This window comes from Bradyrhizobium sp. HKCCYLS3077 (genome assembly GCF_051167555.1).
Lineage (GTDB): Bacteria > Pseudomonadota > Alphaproteobacteria > Rhizobiales > Xanthobacteraceae > Bradyrhizobium.
In genome coordinates this window covers 177,989-199,669 of the sequence record NZ_JBNPTH010000008.1, presented here as the reverse complement: position 1 = coordinate 199,669, position 21,681 = coordinate 177,989, and the positions used below count along the sequence as shown (strand labels likewise).

The 21,681-nt window shown below is 66.3% G+C and carries 20 protein-coding genes and 1 tRNA gene; 15 read left to right on the top strand and 6 right to left on the bottom strand.

Annotated features, from left to right (window positions below):
• The first annotated feature begins 210 nt into the window (after positions 1–210).
• The 4 genes from ACQR0Z_RS29345 to ACQR0Z_RS29330 all read left to right on the top strand — a co-directional run bounded on the left by ACQR0Z_RS29345 (position 211) and on the right by ACQR0Z_RS29330 (position 4,755).
• The gene (locus tag ACQR0Z_RS29345) at positions 211–369 is read left to right on the top strand and encodes a hypothetical protein (protein ID WP_434880081.1); all 159 of its coding nucleotides are present in this window, start codon (positions 211–213) and stop codon (positions 367–369) included.
• Positions 370–431: 62 nt separating this feature from the next.
• Positions 432–1,010 (top strand): glycine-rich domain-containing protein, encoded by a 579-nt coding sequence (locus ACQR0Z_RS29340; RefSeq protein ID WP_434861789.1) that lies wholly within the window; start codon positions 432–434, stop codon positions 1,008–1,010.
• 2 nt (positions 1,011–1,012) lie between these two features.
• Positions 1,013–1,840 carry a TIGR04222 domain-containing membrane protein gene (locus ACQR0Z_RS29335; RefSeq protein WP_434920928.1) on the top strand — a complete coding sequence of 276 codons (828 nt, stop codon included), beginning with the start codon at positions 1,013–1,015 and terminating at the stop codon, positions 1,838–1,840.
• 380 nt (positions 1,841–2,220) lie between these two features.
• Positions 2,221–4,755, top strand: a complete 2,535-nt coding sequence (locus ACQR0Z_RS29330) for an autotransporter outer membrane beta-barrel domain-containing protein (protein WP_434920927.1) — start codon at positions 2,221–2,223, stop codon at positions 4,753–4,755.
• A 525-nt stretch (positions 4,756–5,280) separates the two neighbouring features.
• On the opposite strand, the gene hisC is transcribed toward ACQR0Z_RS29330, so the two are convergent.
• From hisC to ACQR0Z_RS29315, 3 genes are all read right to left on the bottom strand, one after another.
• Positions 5,281–6,348 (bottom strand): histidinol-phosphate transaminase, encoded by a 1,068-nt coding sequence (gene hisC / locus ACQR0Z_RS29325; RefSeq protein ID WP_434920926.1) that lies wholly within the window; start codon positions 6,346–6,348, stop codon positions 5,281–5,283.
• A gap of 93 nt (positions 6,349–6,441) precedes the next feature.
• Positions 6,442–6,518, bottom strand: a tRNA-Arg gene (locus tag ACQR0Z_RS29320).
• A gap of 201 nt (positions 6,519–6,719) precedes the next feature.
• Positions 6,720–8,195 carry a sensor histidine kinase gene (locus ACQR0Z_RS29315; RefSeq protein ID WP_434861793.1) on the bottom strand — a complete coding sequence of 492 codons (1,476 nt, stop codon included), beginning with the start codon at positions 8,193–8,195 and terminating at the stop codon, positions 6,720–6,722.
• Positions 8,196–8,704: 509 nt separating this feature from the next.
• On the opposite strand from ACQR0Z_RS29315, the gene rpmH reads away from it, so the two are divergent.
• From rpmH to dapE, 10 genes are all read left to right on the top strand, one after another.
• Positions 8,705–8,839, top strand: a complete 135-nt coding sequence (rpmH, locus tag ACQR0Z_RS29310; protein ID WP_006609582.1) for a 50S ribosomal protein L34 — start codon at positions 8,705–8,707, stop codon at positions 8,837–8,839.
• 31 nt (positions 8,840–8,870) lie between these two features.
• The gene (gene rnpA / locus ACQR0Z_RS29305; protein WP_434880086.1) at positions 8,871–9,341 is read left to right on the top strand and encodes a ribonuclease P protein component; all 471 of its coding nucleotides are present in this window, start codon (positions 8,871–8,873) and stop codon (positions 9,339–9,341) included.
• A complete protein-coding gene (gene yidC, locus ACQR0Z_RS29300; RefSeq protein WP_434880087.1) occupies positions 9,338–11,203 on the top strand; it encodes a membrane protein insertase YidC in 1,866 nt (621 codons plus the stop codon). Before rnpA ends, yidC begins: the two co-directional genes overlap by 4 nt.
• Before the next feature lie 138 nt (positions 11,204–11,341).
• The gene (gene yihA, locus ACQR0Z_RS29295) at positions 11,342–12,004 is read left to right on the top strand and encodes a ribosome biogenesis GTP-binding protein YihA/YsxC (protein ID WP_434861796.1); all 663 of its coding nucleotides are present in this window, start codon (positions 11,342–11,344) and stop codon (positions 12,002–12,004) included.
• Positions 12,001–12,372: a DUF423 domain-containing protein gene (locus ACQR0Z_RS29290; RefSeq protein ID WP_434920925.1), complete on the top strand. Its 372-nt coding sequence runs from the start codon at positions 12,001–12,003 to the stop codon at positions 12,370–12,372. Before yihA ends, ACQR0Z_RS29290 begins: the two co-directional genes overlap by 4 nt.
• A 73-nt stretch (positions 12,373–12,445) precedes the next feature.
• Entirely contained in the window at positions 12,446–13,342 is an 897-nt protein-coding gene (argB, locus tag ACQR0Z_RS29285) for an acetylglutamate kinase (protein ID WP_434861798.1), read from the top strand.
• 80 nt (positions 13,343–13,422) lie between these two features.
• Entirely contained in the window at positions 13,423–14,487 is a 1,065-nt protein-coding gene (locus tag ACQR0Z_RS29280) for a DUF1036 domain-containing protein (protein ID WP_434920924.1), read from the top strand.
• 199 nt (positions 14,488–14,686) lie between these two features.
• Positions 14,687–15,382 carry a pyrimidine 5'-nucleotidase gene (locus tag ACQR0Z_RS29275; RefSeq protein WP_434920923.1) on the top strand — a complete coding sequence of 232 codons (696 nt, stop codon included), beginning with the start codon at positions 14,687–14,689 and terminating at the stop codon, positions 15,380–15,382.
• 361 nt (positions 15,383–15,743) lie between these two features.
• Positions 15,744–16,589, top strand: a complete 846-nt coding sequence (gene dapD / locus ACQR0Z_RS29270; protein WP_434920922.1) for a 2,3,4,5-tetrahydropyridine-2,6-dicarboxylate N-succinyltransferase — start codon at positions 15,744–15,746, stop codon at positions 16,587–16,589.
• Between the two features lie 60 nt (positions 16,590–16,649).
• On the top strand, positions 16,650–17,804 hold the full coding sequence (gene dapE / locus ACQR0Z_RS29265) for a succinyl-diaminopimelate desuccinylase (RefSeq protein WP_434920921.1): 1,155 nt from the start codon (positions 16,650–16,652) through the stop codon (positions 17,802–17,804).
• A gap of 11 nt (positions 17,805–17,815) precedes the next feature.
• Here dapE and truA read toward each other — a convergent pair whose 3' ends face one another.
• The 3 genes from truA to def all read right to left on the bottom strand — a co-directional run bounded on the left by truA (position 17,816) and on the right by def (position 20,271).
• Positions 17,816–18,553: a tRNA pseudouridine(38-40) synthase TruA gene (gene truA / locus ACQR0Z_RS29260; RefSeq protein WP_434920920.1), complete on the bottom strand. Its 738-nt coding sequence runs from the start codon at positions 18,551–18,553 to the stop codon at positions 17,816–17,818.
• Between the two features lie 117 nt (positions 18,554–18,670).
• Positions 18,671–19,606, bottom strand: a complete 936-nt coding sequence (gene fmt / locus ACQR0Z_RS29255; RefSeq protein ID WP_434920919.1) for a methionyl-tRNA formyltransferase — start codon at positions 19,604–19,606, stop codon at positions 18,671–18,673.
• A 137-nt stretch (positions 19,607–19,743) separates the two neighbouring features.
• Positions 19,744–20,271, bottom strand: a complete 528-nt coding sequence (def, locus tag ACQR0Z_RS29250; protein ID WP_315787129.1) for a peptide deformylase — start codon at positions 20,269–20,271, stop codon at positions 19,744–19,746.
• Positions 20,272–20,440: 169 nt separating this feature from the next.
• Here def and ACQR0Z_RS29245 point away from each other — a divergent pair, with 169 nt between their 5' ends.
• On the top strand, positions 20,441–21,673 hold the full coding sequence (locus tag ACQR0Z_RS29245; RefSeq protein WP_434920918.1) for a DNA recombination protein RmuC: 1,233 nt from the start codon (positions 20,441–20,443) through the stop codon (positions 21,671–21,673).
• The last annotated feature ends 8 nt before the right edge of the window (positions 21,674–21,681 follow it).

Sequence of the window (21,681 nt, the reverse complement as noted above, 5' to 3'; positions counted from 1 at the left end):
GCGACGATCACGAGGACTTGAGAAAACTAGCGTGCCCGCCTTACCGCAGCCTTACGACGAACGCCGGCACGCCATGGAACTCACACGCTGAACTACTTCGCTGCGCAAATTCGTTCACGATGTCGTTGTCTCTGTCCGTCGCGTCGATCGAGAGCACGGGGCGTGTACGAGACCCATGACTGGCCGGGAAAAACTCCATGATAGGACAGGATGAACAACCTTGTGTCTAAGCTCGCGATCCTCGGCCCGCTCGGCTGTCCGGTATTCGCCGGCACGCCGCACCAGTTCCCCGAGCTGATGGCCGGCCTCCTGGCGCGGTCAGATTGCAGCCAAGGCCCTGACGACATCATCGCCCAATACCGGCGGTGATGGTTCCCCCGTCAAGAGGTGGCCCTACTGGAACTCATCTCGACTTGTGTTATAATGCCGCTGTGCACGATCTACGGGAGCCTTCGGTACAGCGCGCGCAGCTCAAGGTCGACGTCCGGGCCAATGAGCCGGACTGGACACCTGCGCGACAGGAGTTATGGCGGCGCATCGCCGCGCATGATTTCGAGCCGGCTACGCCGTTCAACTTCACCCAACGTTTGGCGCGCGATCACGGCTGGAGCCTCGATGACGCCCGGGCCGCGGTCGACGCCTACCGGCGCTTCTGCTTCCTCGCGATGGTCTCGCCCAAGCCAGTGACGCCGAGCGAGGTGGTCGACGAGGTCTGGCACCAGCATCTGATCTACTCGCGCGACTATTGGACGACCTGGTGCGGCGAGCGGCTGCAGGCCCCGCTGCATCACGATCCGACGCCCGGCGGACCGGAGGCACAGATGACCTACCGCCGGCAATATGCCGAGACGCTGGCGCTGCACGAACGCTTCTTCGGGCCGCCCAGCCCCGATCTGTGGCCGGCGACACATATCCGTTTCGCCGGACCGCGCTATCACGTCACCGACCTCACTTATTGGCTTGTCCTGCCGCGGCCCCGCGCATGGCTGCGGCGGCTGTTCAGGAGATGATTATGGCGCTCAATCCGTTCGACTGGACGGCCGGCCCATTCCTGCTTCTCTATATCGTTCTCGGTGCCATTGTTTTCCTCAAGGGCTTGGCGCTTCGCGGCACGATCGGACCGGCGTCGGTCAGCGCCCGGCCGTCCTTGAGCGAGCTGGAGCTGGCCTATCTCGCCGGCGGCGCGCCACGTCTCGGCGACACCGTCCTGCTCGGCTTCGCAGCGAACGGCACGGCCACGTTCACGGCCCGCGATCACAAGATCACGGTGACCGACCAGGCGCCGCTGGCAGCGCTGATGGATCGTCCACCGCGGCTTGCGCTGCACCCGGACATGACACGGCAGGAATTCCAGGAGGCGCTGGCGCCGCTCACATCGCGCATCCAGACGCGGCTGGAGACGCTTGGCTATGCGCCGACCAACGGCCAGATGGCGGCATTCCGCAAGTCCGTGTTGCCCTTCGTCGGCGCGCTCGTCCTGTTCGGACTGATCAAGGTCCTCGTCGGCGTTTCGCGGCATCATGACGTCGGCTTTCTGATGATGCTGATCTTTGCCACGGTGCTGGGCACGGCCATGCTCGCACGGGCGCCGACCCGCACGCACGCCGGCAGCGCGGTGCTGCGGAGCTATCAGACGACGCATGCGCGAGCGGCCCGCGCTCCGCGCGAGCACGAACTGCTTCTGGCGGTCGCACTGACCGGCGCAGCGGTGCTGTCCGGCACCGCTTACGCCTCGGTGCTCGCGACATCCAAGGCGCTCAGCAGCAGTGGCGGTGGCTGCGGCGGTGGTGGTTGCGGAGGTGGAGGTGGCGGCGGCGGTGGCTGCGGCGGCTGCAGCTGACCTCAACCAAAGGGAGACACCGAGCGCGGCACCGTCGTTCATGCGCACATGCGGCTCTGATCGCGGCCTCTGATCACAGCCCTTGATCATGGCATCAGCCCAGCTGATTCAGCATCACCCCCACAACCCGTGGACGCACCTAATCCCGCTACAATCCATGTAGCAAGCCGGCAACATCTCAAGCGTGTCTGGTTACTTCATACCATTTCTCTCAGCGACTGCACGTTTCCGGTGATAAGGTTCCATCGGGAACTATTGTTGTCGTTGCGTGCATGGGGCGGGACATGAGGGCTGGATTGCAAGTCGATGGGCACGTCCGTGCGTTGAGTGAACTGAGCCCACCTCGCCGCCGGCTTCCCTACGAGAGCAGCGTCTCAGCGTTGGCCCTCGGGCTTGCTCTGCTGACGCTCGGCACCGCTGCCGCCAACGCAGACTGTACGCCCGCCGCCGCCGACAACGTCACGGCGTCGTGCACCGGCACGACCACCAACCAGGGCGCAGGCGCTCCCGGAACGAGCGCCAGCACCTTCGGCTATGGCACCGGCGTCGAGACGGGCGTCTCCCTCACTATCGCGGTCGGAGCGAACGTGACCGGATCGAACGCCGGACTGAACATTCACGACGGCAGCATCCTCAATTCAGGGACGATCACCGGCACCGGCTTGAACGGCGTCCAGGGCTACAATCTTGCGATCTCGAATGCAGCCGGCGCCACGATCACCGGAAACAACAACGCCATCGAGGCCTATTCGTCCTTCATCATCGTCAACTCCGGCACCATTTCCGGCGCGGCGGGTTTCGTCAGTCCCTTCGGCTCTGGGACCGTCACGAATCTCGTCGGAGGCCTCATCACCGGAACGAATCTAGGCGTCGGCGGCGGCAACGGCGTCCTGGCGGTTCTCAATTCCGGCACGATCAGCAGTCCAGGGGGAGCCGTCTTCCTCGGCAGCAACTCACTGATCTACAATGACGGCACGATCACCGGCGGCGTCTATGGCATTTCCGCCTCCGGCTCCTCGATCGTCAACGCCGGCACGATCAACGGCGGAATCAGCTTCTTTGGTCCGGGCAACACGCTGACGCTGCTGCCTGGCTCGGTCATCAACGGCCTGGTGGGCGGCAGCACCAACAACGCGCTGCAACTCGGCGGCAGCGGCAATGCAACCTTTGACATTTCGCAGCTTGGTGATGCCGCGCAGTATCGCAGCATCTCGACCTTCAACAAGGTCGGTGACTCCTCCTGGACCCTGACCGGCACCAGCACCTACACCGGCGCCGTCAATGTCAATGCAGGCACGCTGCGCGTCGACGGCAATCTTGCATCTGCCGGCAATCTCACCGTGAATTCGGGCGGCACGCTGAGCGGCACCGGCAGCATCGGCCGCACGACGGTGGCGAGCGGCGGCATCCTTTCGCCCGGCAACGGTACCCCCGGCACGTCACTCGGCGTCTCGGGCAGCCTCGCCTTTCAATCGGGGGCGATCTATCTGGTGCAGGTCTCGCCCGCGACGGCGTCCACGACGAATGTCAGCGGCACCGCGACCCTCGGCGGCGCGACCGTCAACGTCACCTTCGCGCCGGGCAGCTATGTCGCCAAGACCTACACCATCCTCACCGCGAGCGGCGGCGTCTCCGGGAGTTTCGCGCCGATCGTCAACGCGAATTCGACCACGCTCACGCGCTCGCTCAGCTACGACGCCAACCACGTCTATCTGAACGTCGCGCTGGGCTATGCCGGCATCGCGGGCCTGAACGCCAACCAGCGTGCCGCCGGCAACGCCCTGACCAACGCGTTCAATGCGGCCGGCGGAATTTCCGCGGCCTATGCATCCCTGACACCGGCCGGCCTCACGCAGGCGGCCGGCCAACTCGGCGCGTCGCCGCAGCAGACGACCTTCGGCGCGATGGGACAGTTCATGGGCCTGTTGACCGACCCGCAGCGCAGCAGCTCAGCGGCGGCTCCGGGCGGAGCCACGGGCTATGCGGAGGAAGACGATCGCGCCAGCGCCTATGCGGCGCGCCGGCGCGGTGATGCCTTCGCGATGGCGACCAAGGCGCCGGCGGCAGCCTTCGCCCCGCGCTTCGGCATGTGGGCCTCCGGCTTTGGCGGATCGCAGACAACCGACGGCAACGCGGCCGCCGGCTCGACCAACACGACGAGCAGGCTCTACGGCACGGCCGTGGGCGCCGACTATCAGATCTCTCCGAATACGCTGATCGGTTTCGCGCTCGCTGGCGGCGGCACCAATTTCGACGTCAGCGGCCAGGGCTGGGGTCGTTCCGACCTGTTCCAGGCGGGTGCCTATCTGCGTCACGTGCAAGGCCCCGCCTATGTCGCTGCGACGGCGGCCTATGGCTGGCAGTCGATCACGACCGATCGCATCGTCACGACGGCCGGCACCGATCACCTGAGTGCCGCGTTCAACGCCAACGCCTATTCCGGCCGCGTCGAACTCGGCAGCCGCTTCGTCGCGCCCTGGATCGGCCTCACGCCCTACGGCGCGGTCCAGGTGACCGCGCTCGACCTGCCGGGCTATGCGGAGCGCACGGTCTCCGGCAGCGGGGCATTCGCGCTTGCCTATGCCGCCCGGACATCCACCGACACGCGCACCGAGCTCGGGCTCCGGACTGACAAGTCCTACGCCATGCAGGACGCCGTGCTGACCCTGCGCGGCCGAACCGCATGGGCGCACGATTTCAATCCGAACCGCACGGCCGCCGCGACCTTCCAGGCCTTGCCCGCCGCGAGCTTCGTCGTCAACGGGGCGGCGCAGGCGAGCGAAGCCGCGCTGAGCAGCGCGTCCGCGGAGCTGAAATGGACGAACGGCTGGGCGGCGGGCGTGACCTTCGAGAGCGAGTACTCGAACGTCACGCGCTCCTACGCCGGCAAAGGCGTCGTCCGCTACGCCTGGTGAGACGTGCCTGTCGCGGGACCGGCGCGCGATTGCACGGCGATGCCGCGGCCTGAGCGTATCGAGCATGATGCGTTTCCATGGAATCGCATCCATGGAAGGCCTCGGCCGCGTGTCTGATGCAGCAGCTCGCAGCTTCGAGATCAGCCCCGCTGTCACCCTCCCCCTCCAGGGCAGGGCAATCGCATGTGACGCTCGAGGTTGTGCGCTCGTCTCTCTCCGCGTCGTCATGGCCGGGCTTGTCCCGGCCATCCACGTCGTCCGGCATGCTGAGAACGACGTGGATGCCCGGGACAAGCCCGGGCATGACGGAGTAACTAACTTGCGGGTTCGTTTGCTGTGACGGTCTAGAATATACACATGCGATTACCCTGCCCTCCAGGGGAGGGTGAGACTGAGATCGCGGCGTCTGCCATCGCCATCGGGGCGGTGGCGATCGAAGCATGATGCGTTTCCACGTCATCATGCTCGCAAGCAGAATGTCGGCGGATGGGGCGCCACATCCGGCGCTCCCCTGCCCCCGAGATCTCAACCATTCAGCGCCAGCACCTCGCGCAGGGCGTCGGTGAGCCGCGCGAGCTCGGGCGCGGAGCCGATCGTGATGCGCAGATAGTCGGCAATCCGCGGCGCGGTGAAGTGGCGAACCAGCACCGCGCGCTCGCGCAAGGCGGCGGCGAGCCGCTGGCCCGAATGGTTGGGATGCCGCGCGAAGACGAAATTGGCGCTGGAGGGCAGCACTTCGAAGCCCAGCCGCAGCAGCGCTGCGGTGAGGTCGGCGCGATTCTGCATGATGGCCGCGCGCGTCTGCTGGAAATGCGCCTCATCCTCGATCGAGGCGATCGCACCGGCCTGCGCGGGCCGCCCCAGCGGATAGGAATTGAAACTGTCCTTGACCCGCGTCAGGCCCTCGATCAGTCCGGCATCGCCGATCGCATAGCCGACGCGCAGGCCTGCGAGCGCGCGCGACTTCGACATCGTCTGCACCACCAGCAGATTGGGATGATCGGTGATCAGCGGGATCGCAGTCTCCGCGCCGAAATCGACATAGGCCTCGTCGATCACGACCGCCGCGTCGCTGCGGCCCTGCACGAGCCGCGCGATCTCGGCGCGCGACAACGCAATGCCGGTCGGCGCATTCGGATTGGCGATGATCACCGGCCCCGGCCGCTCGAGATAATCGTCGATGCGCACGCGCATCTCGGCGTCGAGCGGGACCGTCGTGGCGGCGATGCCGAGCAGCCGGCAATAGACGGGATAGAAGCTGTATGTCACGTCGGGAAACAGCAAAGGCGCCGGTTGCTTCAACAACGCCGCGAAGCTGTGCGCGAGCACCTCGTCCGAACCGTTGCCGACGAACACCTGCGCGGGCGACACCTTGTGGTAGTCCGCCAGCACCTCGCGCAGACGCATGGCCTGCGGATCGGGATAGAGACGCAACGTATCGGCCGCCGCAGCCCTGATCGCCTCGATCGCCTGCGGCGACGGACCGAACGGGCTCTCATTGGTGTTGAGCTTGACGAGGCCCGGGATCTGCGGCTGCTCGCCGGGCACGTAGGGCGACAGCCCATGGGCGAGCTCTGACCAGAAGCGACTCACGATCGTTCTCCTGCGGACGCGAGACACCACGCGCAAGGCGACGTCGCGCTATTCCGAAAGTACGGATGGGATGATGGAGGTTTCATCGGCAAATGGCGCGCCCGGAACGATTCGAACGTCCGACCCTCAGATTCGTAGTCTGATGCTCTATCCAGCTGAGCTACGGGCGCGTTTTTCGCATTTGGCAGGACCGACCGCGAAGGCCAAGTCCCGGAAGGCCGGGGCGGCAATCGCCGGCGGCCTCGCGAAGGGCCTCTGACTAACGGCTCGGAGGCCGCTTGGCAAGGCGGAAGCGGGAGTTTTTGTGCGCCTTTTTTGGGAGGGCTGATCGGCGCCACGGGCCGAGATGACCTCCCGTGGCCATCGGCGGTTCAGGCGCTGGCGCGCTCGGTCCAGAAGGTCTGCAGCTCGACCGGCCGATCGGGGATGGTGATCCGGAACGTGGCGCCCAGGGTGCCTTCCACGAGCTGGATGTCGCCGTCATGAGCCCGCACCAGCTCGGCGGCGATGGCAAGGCCGAGGCCCGAGCCGCCGGGACGGCCGGCGCCGCGGAACGCCTCGAACAGGTGCTCGCGCACCTTTGCCGGCACGCCGGGACCGGTATCTGACACCTCGAGAATCGCCACCGCGCCCTCGCGGCGGCCGGTGATGCGGATCTGGCGGACGCCGGCATCGCCCGACAGGCTCTCCAGAGCCTGGGCGGCGTTGCGCACCAGATTGAGCAGCACGCGGAACAGCTGGTCGGGATCGGCATCGATCTTCAGGCCGCGCTCGACCGCCGCGACCCAGGTGATGGAGACATCCGGGGACAGCCCGGCGGTCTCGCGCACCTCGGCAACGACCGGCTCGACCGCGACCATGCGGCGGTCCGGCGCCGGCTCCTGCACCTTGCCGTAGGACAGGGTGGATTGGCAGAACGCGATCGCGCGCTCCAGCGAGCGCATCAGCTTCGGCGCGAAGCGCTGCACCCGCGGATCGGGCACGCTCGCGAGCTGGTCCGACAAGAGCTGCGAGGAGGCCAAGAGGTTGCGCAGGTCGTGATTGATCTTGGAGACGGCGAGGCCGAGTGCCGCAAGCCGGCTCTTCTGATGCAGCATCGAGACGAGGTCGCGCTGCATGTCGGCGAGTTCGCGCTCGGCGACGCCGATCTCGTCCGAGCGCTGGCTCGGCACGATGATTCGCGCCGCGCTCTCCGGATTCTCATGGAACCCGACCAGGCTCGCGGTCAGGCGCCGCATCGGCCGCACGAACAGGTAATGCAAGGCGAGATAGACCAGCGCCGCGGTGAGCATCGCCAGCAGCAGCGATACGCCGAGCAGGTTGCGCGAGAACCGGTACATCGCCCGGCGCAGCGGCTTCTCGTCGGTGACCACCTCGATGAATTGTGCGCGGCCCGGCGCCGGCCCGATCACGCGCATGGTGTGATCGCCGGTCTCGGTCATCATTTTCAGCGAGTTCACGATCGACGACCACACGGTCATGTCGCGCATGTCGTAGTCATGATCGATCGAGGCCGGCAGATCGGCGCTGGCGAGCAGGCGGCGCTGCTGGCCCATCTTGATCGCGACGCCGCGCGCATTGATGGAGGTCAGGATCTGGCGCGCCAGCGAATCCGGCACCATGCCGGAGGGCGCGGCGTCGAGCACCAGCGCGGCGGTATTGGCAGCGGCGAGGCGGTCGTTGAGCCGATTGGTCCAGAAATTGGCGATGGCGGGCACGTAGACGAGAACCGCCGCGATCATCACCAGCGGAATCGTCAGCAGCAGCAGCTTTCCGGACAAGCCGAGCCGGCGCGACCGCTTCGGTCGCAGGCGCTCCAGAATCGGCTGGTTGTCGCTCTCTGTCACGTCTCGCCCTTGTAAGAGACACCCCCACCCTTACGGCTCCGCAAGATGGGACTGCCCAGGAGTCCGGTCAAATTACGGATCGCTCATGTTGAGGTTTCCAAGTCGTTCACAATGGAACCCAGAATTGTACGATCCCGGCCGTCCTTGGCCTCATCGGGACACTCGTCTAGCGCTTGTCTTGCATCCGCGTCTTGCACGCTATTGATCCGGTCACATTACGGGACGCTGACCAGCATCCGTGACGAAGGCGTTTACGCCGCCTGCTTCGCACCTCCTCCGAGCGGCCGGTCGGACGTCTTGTCGCGATCGTTTTGCCGCGATTGACGAAGGCGGGACGCTCCCTTATAAGCCGCGCCAACCGTCCGCGATGACCCGGCCCGCCCGGGAGCGGCTCGATTTCTGGGCCGGCAGCGGTCCACTTTGGGCCCAAAAGCATCACCGGACATCAATCGACATTTCAAGCCGGCAAGTTGTCAACTGGCAAATTGCCCGTCAGCGGAGAACGACCCGTGAAGCGGACTTATCAACCCAGCAAACTGGTGCGCAAGCGCCGTCACGGCTTCCGCGCCCGTCTCGCCACCACCGGCGGCCGCAAGGTCCTCGCCGCGCGTCGCGCCCGGGGCCGCAAGCGTCTCAGCGCCTGATACCAGGGCGTCTGTCCCGGAGATTTCCATCATGGATCGGCTGCGGCAGCGGGCGGACTTTCTCGCCGTTGCCGATGGCGTACGGGCGAACAGCCCTGCCTTCGTGGTCCAGCGCCGGGAACGGCCGGACCAGGGACCGGTCCGGATCGGCTTTACCGTTACCAAGAAGAATGGCACCGCCACGGAGCGTAACCGCATCCGTCGGCGGTTGCGCGAGCTTGTGAAACGGCTCGATCCCCTGACGATGCGGCCGCACAGTGATTATGTGCTGGTCGGCCGGCGGGACGCACTGTCACGCGACTTCGATATCATGCTCGCCGACCTCCAGGCGACGCTCCGCCGCCTCGACCGGCCGCAGGCCAAGCAGCAGCAAGCCAAGCCGCAGCCTCATGTTAAGCCGCAGCTGCGCAAATCCTCGGATGCGAGCAGGCGACACGCTCCCGCGCCGGACGCGCATTCCAGTGAAACCGGACTGAACGACGAGACGATAAGAAAACGATGACCGACAATCGCAACACCATCCTCGCCGTCATTCTCTCCGGCCTCGTGCTGATCCTGTGGCAGGTCTTCTATAATGGCCCGCAGATGGAGAAGCAGCGCGCCCAGGCGCAGCTGCAGGCCGAACTCGCCAAGAAGCAGGCGCCGGCCGCGCAGCCTGACGGCACTGCGCCGTCGGCGACGCCGCAGCCGAACGCCGCCGCGGGCACGCCGAGCGCCCCGGGTGGCGCAACGGCTCCCGCCACCGGCGTGATGCCGCGCGAGACCGCGATCGCCGCCAATCCGCGCATCAAGATCGACACGCCGCGGCTGACCGGCAGCATTTCGCTGAAGGGCGCGCGCCTCGACGATCTCGCCTTCGTGCAGTATCGCGAGACGGTCGACCCGAAATCGCCCGCGATCGTGCTGTTCTCGCCGTCCAACACCGCGGAACCCTATTACGCCGAGTTCGGCTGGGTCGGCGCGCCCGGCGCCAAGGTCCAGGTGCCCGACCAGAACACGGTGTGGCAGCAGGACGGCAGCAATGCGCTGACGCCGTCGACCCCGGTCAAGCTGACCACGACCAACAGTGACGGCCTGACCTTCAAGCGCACCATCTCGGTCGACGAGCACTATCTGTTCACGATCAAGGATGAGGTCACCAACGCCGGCAGCGCGCCGGTCACGCTGTATCCGTTCGGCCTGATCTCGCGCCACGGCACGCCGCACGTGTCCGGCTACTACATCCTGCATGAGGGCCTGATCGGCTATCTCGGCGACAAGGGCCTGCAGGAATACACCTACAAGAAGATGGACGACGAGAAGGCGGCGAAGTTCGACGTCACCAATGGCTGGCTCGGCATCACCGACAAATATTGGGCGACGGCGCTGCTGCCGATGACGGACGCCCGCCTGACGGCGAACTACTCGTCGAAGCTGGTCGACAACCAGCACCGCTATCAGACCGATTATGTCGAGACCGCCCAGACGGTGGCGGCCGGCGGCTCGGCCGCCGTCTCGACCCGGCTGTTCGCGGGCGCCAAGGAGGCCGGCGTCGTCGGCATCAATTTCCCGATCGGCGGTCTCGGCGGCTACAACCAGCAGCTCGGACTGAACCATTTCGATCTCATGATCGACTGGGGCTGGTTCTACTTCCTGACCAAGCCGATGTTCCTGGCGCTCGACTTCTTCTTCCGCTTCTTCGGCAATTTCGGCGTCTCGATCCTTCTGGTGACGGTGCTGGTGAAGCTCTTGTTCTTCCCGCTCGCCAACAAGTCCTATGCCTCGATGGCCAAGATGAAGGCGATCCAGCCGCAGCTGCAGGCGCTCAAGGAGCGCTATCCGGACGACCGGATGAAGCAGCAGCAGGAGATGATGGAGATCTACAAGAAGGAGAAGATCAACCCGGTCGCGGGCTGTCTTCCGGTCGTGCTGCAGATCCCGGTGTTCTTCTCGCTCTACAAGGTTCTCTTCGTCACGATCGAGATGCGGCACGCGCCGTTCATCGGCTGGATCAAGGATCTCTCGGCGCCGGATCCGACCAATCTGTTCACGCTGTTCGGCCTGATCCCGTTCGATCCGACCCAGATCCCGGTGTTCGGGCACTATCTCGCGCTCGGCATCTGGCCGCTCATCATGGGCGTCACGATGTGGGTGCAGATGAAGCTCAACCCGGCGCCGCCGGATCCGACCCAGGCGATGATCTTCAACTGGATGCCGATCATCTTCACTTTCATGCTCGCCGGCTTCCCGGCCGGCCTCGTGATCTACTGGGCCTGGAACAACACGCTGTCGGTGCTGCAGCAGGGCTTCATCATGCGCCGCAACGGCGTGAAGGTGGAGCTGTTCGACAACATCAAGGGCACGTTCAAGAAAAAGCCGGCGTGACGAGCAAGGCGGCGTGAGAAAGTCGGCGGCGCCACTGGCGGCCGTCATTGCGAGGAGCGCAGCGACGAAGCAATCCAGAGTCCTTGCTCAGCCCTGGATTGCTTCGCTTCGCTCGCAATGACGAGGCGAGAGCGTTTCATGACCACCAGCGCCGATGCGGATGAGCGCCTGATCGAGAAGGGCCGCAAGCTGTTCGCCCAGGCGTGGCGCTTCACCCATGCCTCGCCGTCGATCGCGAGCCTGCCGCCGATGTCCGGGCAGATCGAGATCGCCTTTGCCGGCCGCTCCAATGTCGGCAAGTCCAGCCTGATCAATGCGCTGACCGGCCAGAACGCGCTGGCCCGCACCTCGCACACGCCGGGCCGCACCCAGGAGCTCATCTTCTTCGAAGGACCGGCGAACGCGCCGCTGCGCCTGGTCGACATGCCCGGCTACGGCTACGCCGCCGCGGCCAAGACCAAGGTCGCGTCCTGGACCGAGCTCATCCACCAGTTCCTGCTCGGCCGCGCCTCGCTCGCCCGCGTCTACGTGCTGATCGACGCCCGGCACGGGCTGAAGGAGGTCGATCAGGAGATCCTGAAGACGCTCGACAAGTCCGCCGTCAGCTACCAGCTGGTTCTGACCAAGGCCGACCAGATCAAATCCGCCGAGCTCGCGAGCCGCATCACCGAGACCGAGGTCGCGCTCGCCAAGCATCCGGCGGCGTTTCCGCACGTGCTGGCGACGTCGTCGCGCTCCGGCACCGGGATGCCCGAGCTGCGCGCCGCCATGGCCCGCCTGCTCGAGGAGCGCGGCGCATGACGGCGCTGTGGCGCATCCTGATCGCGCTGGCCGGACTGATGGGCGCCGCCGGCGTGGCGCTGGCGGCCAAGGCCGCGCATGATCCTGATGCTTCGCGGCTCGCGACCGCTTCGACGATTCTCCTGTTCCACGCCTGCGCCCTGCTCGGCACGGTCGCGCTGGCTGAACGCGGTATCGTTCAGCGCCGTATCGGCATGGTCGCGGCCCTCGGCCTGGTGCTCGGCGCGGCTCTCTTCTCCGGCGATCTCATGATGCGGCAATTCGCGGGCGACCGGCTGTTTCCGTTCGCCGCGCCGACCGGCGGCATGCTCCTGATCGGCGGATGGCTGGTGCTCGCCATTGCCGCAGCGTGGCCGCGGCGGGCGTGATCCCGCGCTTTGCGCGAGCCCGGCAATCGGATAGAACCGCGCCCGACGTCCCGACAGCCGAGATCCCCCCGACATGACCGACGCGACCACCATCAGCCCGCTCGATCAGGCCCGCATCCTGTCCGAAGCGCTCCCGCATATGCAGGAGTATGACGACGAAACCATCGTCATCAAATATGGCGGCCACGCCATGGGCGACGAGGACACCGCGAAAGCGTTTGCGCGCGACATCGTGCTGCTCGAGCAGACCGCCATCAATCCGGTGGTGGTGCATGGCGGCGGCCCGCAGATCGCGACCATGCTCAAGCGCCTCGGCATCGTCTCGGAATTTGCCGCAGGGCTGCGCATCACCGATGCCGCGACCATCGAGATCGTCGAGATGGTCCTGGCCGGCTCGATCAACAAGCAGCTGGTCGGCTACATCAACGAGGCCGGCGGCAAGGCCGTCGGCCTGTGCGGCAAGGACGGCAACATGGTGCGCGCGGTGAAGGCCTCGCGCACCATGGTCGATCCGGACAGCCACATCGAGAAGGTGGTCGATCTCGGCTTCGTCGGCGAGCCCGACAAGGTCGACCTGACGCTGCTCAACCAGCTCATCGGCTATGAGCTGATCCCGGTGCTGGCGCCGCTCGCGACCTCGAAGGAAGGCCAGACCTTCAACGTCAACGCCGATACCTTCGCCGGCGCGGTGGCCGGCGCGCTGAAGGCCAAGCGCCTGCTGCTGCTCACCGACGTCCCCGGCGTGCTCGACAAGTCGAAGAAGCTGATTCCGGAACTGTCGGTGAAGGACGCGCGCAAGCTGATCGCAGACGGCACCATCTCCGGCGGCATGATCCCGAAGGTCGAGACCTGCATCTACGCGCTTGAACAGGGCGTGCAGGGCGTCGTCATTCTCGACGGCAAGGTGGAACACGCCGTGCTGCTCGAGCTGTTCACCAACCAGGGCACGGGCACGCTGATCCACAAGTGAGCGCTTTCCGCCAACTCGCTCCGTCATGGCCGGGCTTGACCCGGCCATCCACGTCTCGCGGCGGTGCCGGACGGAGAGACGTGGATGCCCGGGTCAGGCCCGGGCATGACGGCTGGGTGAGAGCAGGGCAAACAAACTCTGTCTGGCCTCGTGTAATTGTTGCCCTGGCTGCGCTTCTTCTTCCGCTTCTCGCCCCCACCCCCGCCCGCGCCGATCTCAAGCTCTGCAATCGCATGAGCTACGTCGTCGAGGCCGCGATCGGCATCGACGAGAAGGCGGCGACCGCGACGCGTGGCTGGTTCCGGCTCGATCCGGCGACGTGCCGCGTGGTGCTGCAGGGCACGATGACGGCGGATCGCATTCTGCTGCATGCGCGCGCGCTCAGCCTGTATGGCGCCTCGCCGATCGCCGACAACGGCAATGACCAGCTGTGCGTGGCCGCGTCCGACAACTTCGTCATCGCCGCCGCGCGGCAATGCCGCAGCGGCCAGACGCCGGCGGCGTTCACGCAGGTGACGCCGACCAAGACCGACGACGGCACCTTGATCGCCTATCTCGCCGAGAGCGCGGAATATGACGACGAGCAGGCGCGCCTCGCCGGCATTCAGCGGCTGCTTGGGATTGCCGGCTATGACGCCTCGCCGATCGATGGCGTCGACGGGCCAAAGACGCAAGCCGCGCTCGCCGCGTTCCTGAAGAGCCGCGGGCTCGCCTCCGATGTCGTGTCACAGCCGAGCTTCTTCGCCACCATGGTCGACGCCGTGCAGACGCCGTCTCCGGTGGGACTAACCTGGTGCAACGACACGCCGCACAAGGTGATGGCGGCGGTCGGCACCGACGACGGCCGCACCGTGGTCAGCCGCGGCTGGTATCGCATCGACGCCGGCAAGTGCCTGCATCCGGACATCACCGGGCAGCCGAAAAAGGTCTACAGCTTTGCGGAAGCGGTCGACGACGAGAACCGCACTATCAAGCTGAAGAACAAGCCGCTGAACTGGGGCGGCCTGGTGCAGCTCTGCACCCGCGAGAACAAGTTCGAAACCACCGAGCAAGGCGACTGCCCGAGCCGCGGCTTCACCGCGACGGGCTTCACCGCGGTCGACATCACCCGCGGCGGCAAGACGCTGCGCTTTGCGCTGCCGTGATGCCGTCGATGATGCCCGGCCTGCCCCCACAAACTCCGTCATCCCGGCGAACGCCGGGATCCATAACCACCGTCCGTGGTGTGGGCCGCCGGCGGCAGCCATCGTGCCCCAAGATAGCTTCCGCGGTATGGGTCCCGGCGTTCGCCGGGACGACGACGGAATATGACGCGCCAGCCGGTCAGAACCGATCGAGGCAACAATGACAGAATCCCCCCGCGCCTTCGATCACGTCGACACCTGGGTGTTCGATCTCGACAACACGCTGTATCCGCATCACGTCAATCTGTGGCAGCAGGTCGATGCGCGGATCGGCGAGTTCGTGTCCAACTGGCTGAAGGTCGATGCCGCCGAGGCGCGGCGCATCCAGAAGGACTACTACAAGCGCTACGGCACCACGATGCGCGGCATGATGACCGAGCATGGCGTGCATGCCGACGACTTCCTCGCCTACGTGCACAAGATCGACCACTCCCCGCTGGAGCCGAATCCGGCGATGGGCGCGGCGATCGAGAAGCTGCCGGGGCGCAAGCTGATCCTGACCAACGGCTCGGTCGACCATGTCGACGCCGTGCTGGCCCGGCTCGGGATTCGCGATCACTTCCACGGCGTGTTCGACATCATCGCCGCCGAGCTGACGCCGAAACCGGCGCGCGAGACCTACGACAAATTCTTGCGGCTGCACGACGTCGATCCGACCCGGGCGGCGATGTTCGAGGACCTCGCCCGCAACCTCGTCGTGCCGCACGACCTCGGCATGACCACCGTGCTGGTGGTGCCCGACGGCACCAAGGAGGTGGTGCGCGAGGACTGGGAGCTGTCGGGACGGGACGATCCGCATGTCGATCACGTCACGGACGATCTGACGGGGTTTCTGCAGCGGTTGGTCTCCGCTTAGCCTTTGTTGCGTCGTCCCGGACAAGCGGAGCGCCACGCTGTCCCGTTCATGCGAAGGCTCGTTCGCGCGAGCGCCGATCCGGGACCCATAGCCACAGGCAGATGTGCTGGGCAGATCCTGAGCCACCTGCGTGCCCAACACATCTCCCTGTGGCTATGGGTCCCGGGTCAAGCCCGGGACGACACCAATTTGGCGGACCGCCGTCTCGCCTCATCACCAGCGTGGCGCTCCGCTTGTCCGGGACGACGGCGGCGGGTGCCTTGACTCCCCTGCCCCAAACTCCGAAAAAGCCCGCCTGCCCCACCCTGCTCGTACATGACCGGCCCAGGCGACCCGCCCGGGACCAAGCGAGGATCGACCGATGTCACTGTCCGCCCTGGAATCCACCATCAACAGCGCCTTCGACGCCCGTGACGGGGTCTCGACCTCGACCAAGGGCGAGGTGCGCGACGCCGTGGAGAGCGCGCTGGAGTTGCTCGACAAGGGTGAGGCCCGCGTCGCAGAGCGCGCCGCGGACGGCAAGTGGAGCGTCAACCAGTGGCTGAAGAAGGCCGTGCTGCTGTCGTTCCGCCTCAACGACATGAGCGTGATTCCCGGCGGCCCCGGCCAGGCGTCGTGGTGGGACAAGGTGCCGTCCAAGTTCGAGGGCTGGGGCGAGAACCGTTTTCGCGATGCCGGCTTCCGCGCCGTACCCGGCGCCATCGTGCGCCGCTCGGCCTTCATCGCCAAGAACGTCGTGCTGATGCCGTCCTTCGTCAATCTCGGCGCCTATGTCGACGAGGCCACCATGGTCGACACCTGGTCGACGGTCGGCTCCTGCGCCCAGATCGGCAAGCGCGTGCACATCTCCGGCGGCGTCGGCATCGGCGGCGTGCTGGAGCCGCTGCAGGCCGGTCCCGTGATCATCGAGGATGACTGCTTCATCGGCGCGCGTTCGGAGGTCGCCGAGGGCGTCGTCGTCCGCAAGGGCGCGGTGCTGGCGATGGGCGTATTCCTGGGCGCCTCGACCAAGATCGTCGACCGCGAGACCGGCGAGACCTTCGTCGGCGAGGTGCCGGAGTATGCCGTGGTCGTGCCGGGCGCGCTGCCGGGCAAGCCGATGAAGAACGGCCAGATCGGCCCCTCGACCGCCTGCGCCGTGATCGTCAAGCGCGTCGACGAGCGCACCCGCTCCAAGACCTCGATCAACGAGCTGCTGCGCGACTGATCGTCCAGGCTCGGGCGGCCGGACTAGCCGCCGCCCGAACGGCCATGATAAGCGGAGGGCATGACCGATGCCCTCACCATCACCCGCGACCTGATCCGCTGCCCCTCCGTCACCCCGGCCGACGCCGGCGCGCTCGGCGTGCTCGAAGCCCTGCTGAAGGACGCGGGCTTCACGACCCATCGGGTCACGTTTTCGGAAGCCGGCACCGCCGACATCGACAACCTCTACGCCCGCATCGGCACCGAGGGCCCGCACATCACCTTTGCCGGCCATACCGACGTGGTGCCGCCCGGTGACGAGACGGCATGGAGCCTTGGCGCCTTCTCCGGCGAGGTGAAAGACGGCTACATCTACGGCCGCGGCGCGGTCGACATGAAGGGCGGCATCGCCTGCAGCGTCGCGGCGGCGCTCGCCTATCTGCGTGACCACGGCGGACAGCCGAAGGGCTCGATCTCGTTCCTCATCACCGGCGACGAAGAGGACGTCTCGATTAACGGCACCATCAAGCTGCTGCAATGGGCCGCTGAGCGCGGCGAGAAGTTCGACCATTGCGTGCTCGGCGAGCCGTCCAACCAGGAAGTCATGGGCGACTGCATTAAGATCGGTCGCCGCGGCTCGCAGTCGGGCACCCTGATCGTCGAAGGCAAGCAGGGCCACGTCGCCTATCCGCATCGTGCCTCCAACCCGGTACCGGACATTTCGCGGCTGATCGTGGCGCTGTCCGACGAGCCTCTGGACAATGGCAGCGCGCAATTCCAGCCGTCGAACCTCGAATTCACCACCGTCGATGTCGGCAACACCGCCACCAACGTCATCGCGGGGATCGCGCGGGCGAAATTCAACATCCGCTACAATGACTGCCATACGCAGCAGTCGCTGCGTGCGCTGGTCGAGGAGCGGCTGGCGAAAGCCTGTGGCAACCGCATCCGCGCCCATATCGACTGGTTGCCGTCGAACTCCAACGTGTTCCTGACCAAGCCGGGACCGTTCACCGATCTCGCGGTCGCGGCCATCGAGGAGGTGACGGGGCGCAAGCCGGAGCTGTCGACCACCGGAGGCACCTCGGACGCGCGCTTCATCTCGTCCTACTGCCCGGTGATCGAGTTCGGCCTGGTCGGCCAGACCATGCACCAGATCGACGAGCGCGCCTCGGTCGCCGACATCGCGACTTTGACCAAGATCTACCGCGGCATCCTCGATCGCTACTTTGCGTAGCCAACGCCGCTCTAGTAGTCGACCTTGACGAGGTACAGCCCCTCCGGCGGCGCCACGACGCCGCAGGCCGCGCGATTGCGTGCAGCGAGCGCGGCGGCAAGATCATCCGCGGTCCAGCGGCCCTGCCCGACCCACACCAGCGAACCGACCATCGAGCGCACTTGGCTGTGCAGATAGGACCGCGCGGAGGTGACGATCGTGATCGCGTCGCCATCTCTCACGACGTCGAGCTGATCGAGCGTCTTCTCTGGCGACTTCGCCTGGCACTCGGTATCGCGGAACGTGGTGAAGTCATGCTTGCCGATCAGGCGTTGCGCAGCGACGTGCATCGCATCGGAATCGAGCCGCTGCGGCACCCGCCAGACGCGGCCGGCCTCGAGCGCGAGGTTGGAGCGGCGGTTGATGATGCGATAGCGGTAGTGCCGCTTGCGCGCGGAGAAGCGGGCCTCAAAGGTGTCGGGCACGATCTCGGCGTCGAGCACCGCGACAGGATTGGGCCGCAGATGCGCGTTGAGCGCGTCGCGCAGCTTGTCGGGGCGGAATTCCTTCTCGATATCGCAATGCGCGACCTGTCCGGTGGCGTGGACACCGGCATCGGTGCGTCCGGAGCCGTGCACGCGAGTGGGCACGCCGCAGGTCGCCTGCACCGCGGCTTCGAGCGCGCCCTGCACCGACGGCAGCGTCTCCTGCAATTGCCAACCGCAGAAGGGAGTGCCGTCATATTCGATGGTGAGCTTGTAGCGGGGCATCGCCTCGATCGCATGTGGCCGTCATTGCCGGGCTTGGACCCGGCAATCCATCCAGGGACGAAGCTTGTTCGCGAGATGGATGCGCGGGTCAAGCCCGCGCATGACGAGCTGAGAAGGTCAACCGAAGCGCAGGCCTGGCGCGACAGGCGTGCCGCGCAGGAAATCCGCGGCCTTCATCGGGCCCTTGCCGGCGCGTTGCAGCTCGGTGATGCGGATGGCGCCGCCGGCGCAGGCGATGGTGAGATGATCGTCGAGGACGGTGCCCGGCTCGCCCGCACCACCGGCCAGCGCGCAGCGCAGGATCTTGAGGCGCACCGCCTCGCCGTCCAACACGACCTCGCTCCAGGCGCCGGGGAACGGCGACAGGCCGTGGATGTGACGCAGCACGGCGTGCGCCGGCTTCGCCCAGTCGATCCGCGCCTCGGCCTTCTCGATCTTGGCTGCATAGGTCACGCCGTCCTCGGCCTGCCTGGTCAGCGTCAGACCGCCGCGCTCCAGTGCGGACATGGCGCGCACCATCAGGTCGGCGCCGATGCGGGACAGACGATCGTGCAGGTCCGACGCGGTCATCGCGTCGGTGATGGCGAGGCGCTCGGCCATCGCGACGTCGCCGGTGTCGAGCCCGACATCCATCTTCATCACCATCACGCCGCTCTCGGCATCGCCCGCCATGATGGCGCGGTTGATCGGCGCGGCGCCGCGCCAGCGCGGCAGCAGGGAAGCGTGCAGGTTGTAGCAGCCGAGTTTCGGCGCATCGAGGATCGCCTGCGGCAGGATCATGCCATAGGCCACGACAACGGCGGCATCGGCCTCGTGCGCGCGGAATTCGGCCAAGGCCTCCTCGGTCTTCAGCGTCTTCGGCGTGAGCACGGGGATGCCGAGCCGGCGCGCCTCGGTCTCGATCGGCGTCGGCACCAGCGCCAGACCACGGCGACCGCCGGGCTTCGGCGCACGCGTATAAACGGCCACGATCTCGTGGCCGTGGCCGGCGAGCTCGAGCAGGGTCGGCACGGCGAAATCCGGCGTGCCCATGAACATCAGGCGAAGCGGCATGTGGTCGGAGACCCTGCAAAGCCTCTACTCCGCCGTCATGCCGGGCTTGTCGCGGCCATCCACGTCGCGACCAAGACAAGCGGCGAGACGTGGATGCCCGGGTCAAGCCCGGGCATGACGAAGGAGAGAGTTGATCGTTACTCGCCGGCGCGCTTGGCGGCCTTGGTGAACTTCTTCATGACGCGGTCGCGCTTGAGCTTCGACAGGTAGTCGATGAACAGCACGCCGTTGAGATGGTCGATCTCATGCTGGATGCAGGTGGCGTAGAGCCCCTCCGCGTCCTCCTCGCGGACCACGCCGTCGAGATCGGTGAAGCGGACGCGCACCCGCGCCGGCCGCTCGACCTCCTCGTAATATTCGGGGATCGACAGGCAGCCTTCCTCATACACCGACAGCTCATCTGACTTGGCGATGATCTCGGGATTGATGAACACGCGCGGCTCGCGCTTGGTCTCGCCGCCGGAATCCGGCTTGGCCAGATCCATGGTGATGACGCGCAGGGGTTGCGCAACCTGGATCGCCGCCAGCCCGATGCCGGGCGCGTCGTACATGGTCTGAAACATGTCGTCGACCAGCTGCCGGATGTCCGGCGTGACCTTCTCGACAGGCTTGGACACCAGCCGCAACTGTCTGTCGGGCAGGATGATGATTTCTCTAAGGGACATGGCGCGCGATTTAAGCCCCGGAGCAGGCGCGGTCAATGTGAGGACGCGCGGTTAAGACTTCGCTAACCATGAATTTCAACGATCCGTTAACCATACTTTTTAACCCGCCCTTAACCATAAATGTTCTCTCTTCGTTCGCGACGGTTTGCGAATCGGATAGACGGGGGTGATGACCGCCAGCCAATCCCTCAATCCTGTCGTCGTCATGATCGGCGACCTGCCCGTCCGCGCCAGCGACGCGCTGATCGGGTTCGGCGTGCTGGTGCTGCTGCTGCTCGTGATGATCGGCCTGGCGCTGGCCCGCTCCGGACGGCGGAGCGCGGAGCTTGCCGCCCGGCAGGCGATGCGCACCGAGGAGATCGAACAGCGGTTCGGCGAGATGATCCGGGTGCAGAGCGAGGCCTCCGGCCGGGTCGATGCGATGGCGCAACTGCTCGCCGGCCGGCAGGTGGATCTCGCCCGCAGCGTCAACGAGCGGCTCGACGCCGTCACCCATCGGGTCGGCCAGTCGATGGAGCAGACCACGCGGCACACCATGGATTCGTTGCGGGTGCTGCACGAACGGCTCGGCATCATCGACAATGCGCATCGTGATCTCAGCGAGCTCACCACGCAGGTCTCTACGCTGCGCGACGTGCTCGCCAACAAGCAGTCGCGCGGCGCTTTCGGCCAGGCGCGGATGGAGGCGATCGTGCAGGACGGATTGCCGAAGGGCAGCTACGCGTTCCAGTACACGCTCGCCAGCGGCAAGCGGCCGGACTGCGTGGTGTTCCTGCCCGACACCAGGCCGCTGTGCATCGACGCAAAATTTCCGCTGGAGGCCGTGACCGCGCTGCACGAGGCGGAGACCGACGAGGAGAAACGCGCCACCGCGCAGCGCCTGCGCACCGACGTGCTGCGTCACGTCAACGACATCGCCGAGAAGTATCTCGTCGTCGGCGAGACGCAGGACACGGCGCTGATGTTCGTGCCGTCCGAGTCGGTCTATGCCGAGATCCATGACGGCTTCGACGACGTCATCCAGAAGGCCTATCGCGCGCGAATCGTGCTGGTATCGCCATCGCTGCTGATGCTCGCGATCCAGGTCATGCAGCAGATCATGAAGGATGCCCGCATCCGCGACGCCGCCGACCAGATCCGCAACGAGGTCATTCACCTCGGCGACGATCTCAGCCGCCTGCGCGACCGCGTGCTCAAGCTGCAAAAGCATTTCGGCGACGTGGGCGAGGACATCCGCCAGATCCTGATCTCCGCCGACAAGATCGAGAAGCGCGCCGCCCGGATCGAAGAACTGGATTTCAGCAAGCAGGATGCGCCGCTGGACTCGCCGCGGATCGCGCCGGGCACGGGCACGACGCCGGACCTGTTTCCGCTGGCGGGACGGATGCAGGCGGGGGAGTGATGGCGGCG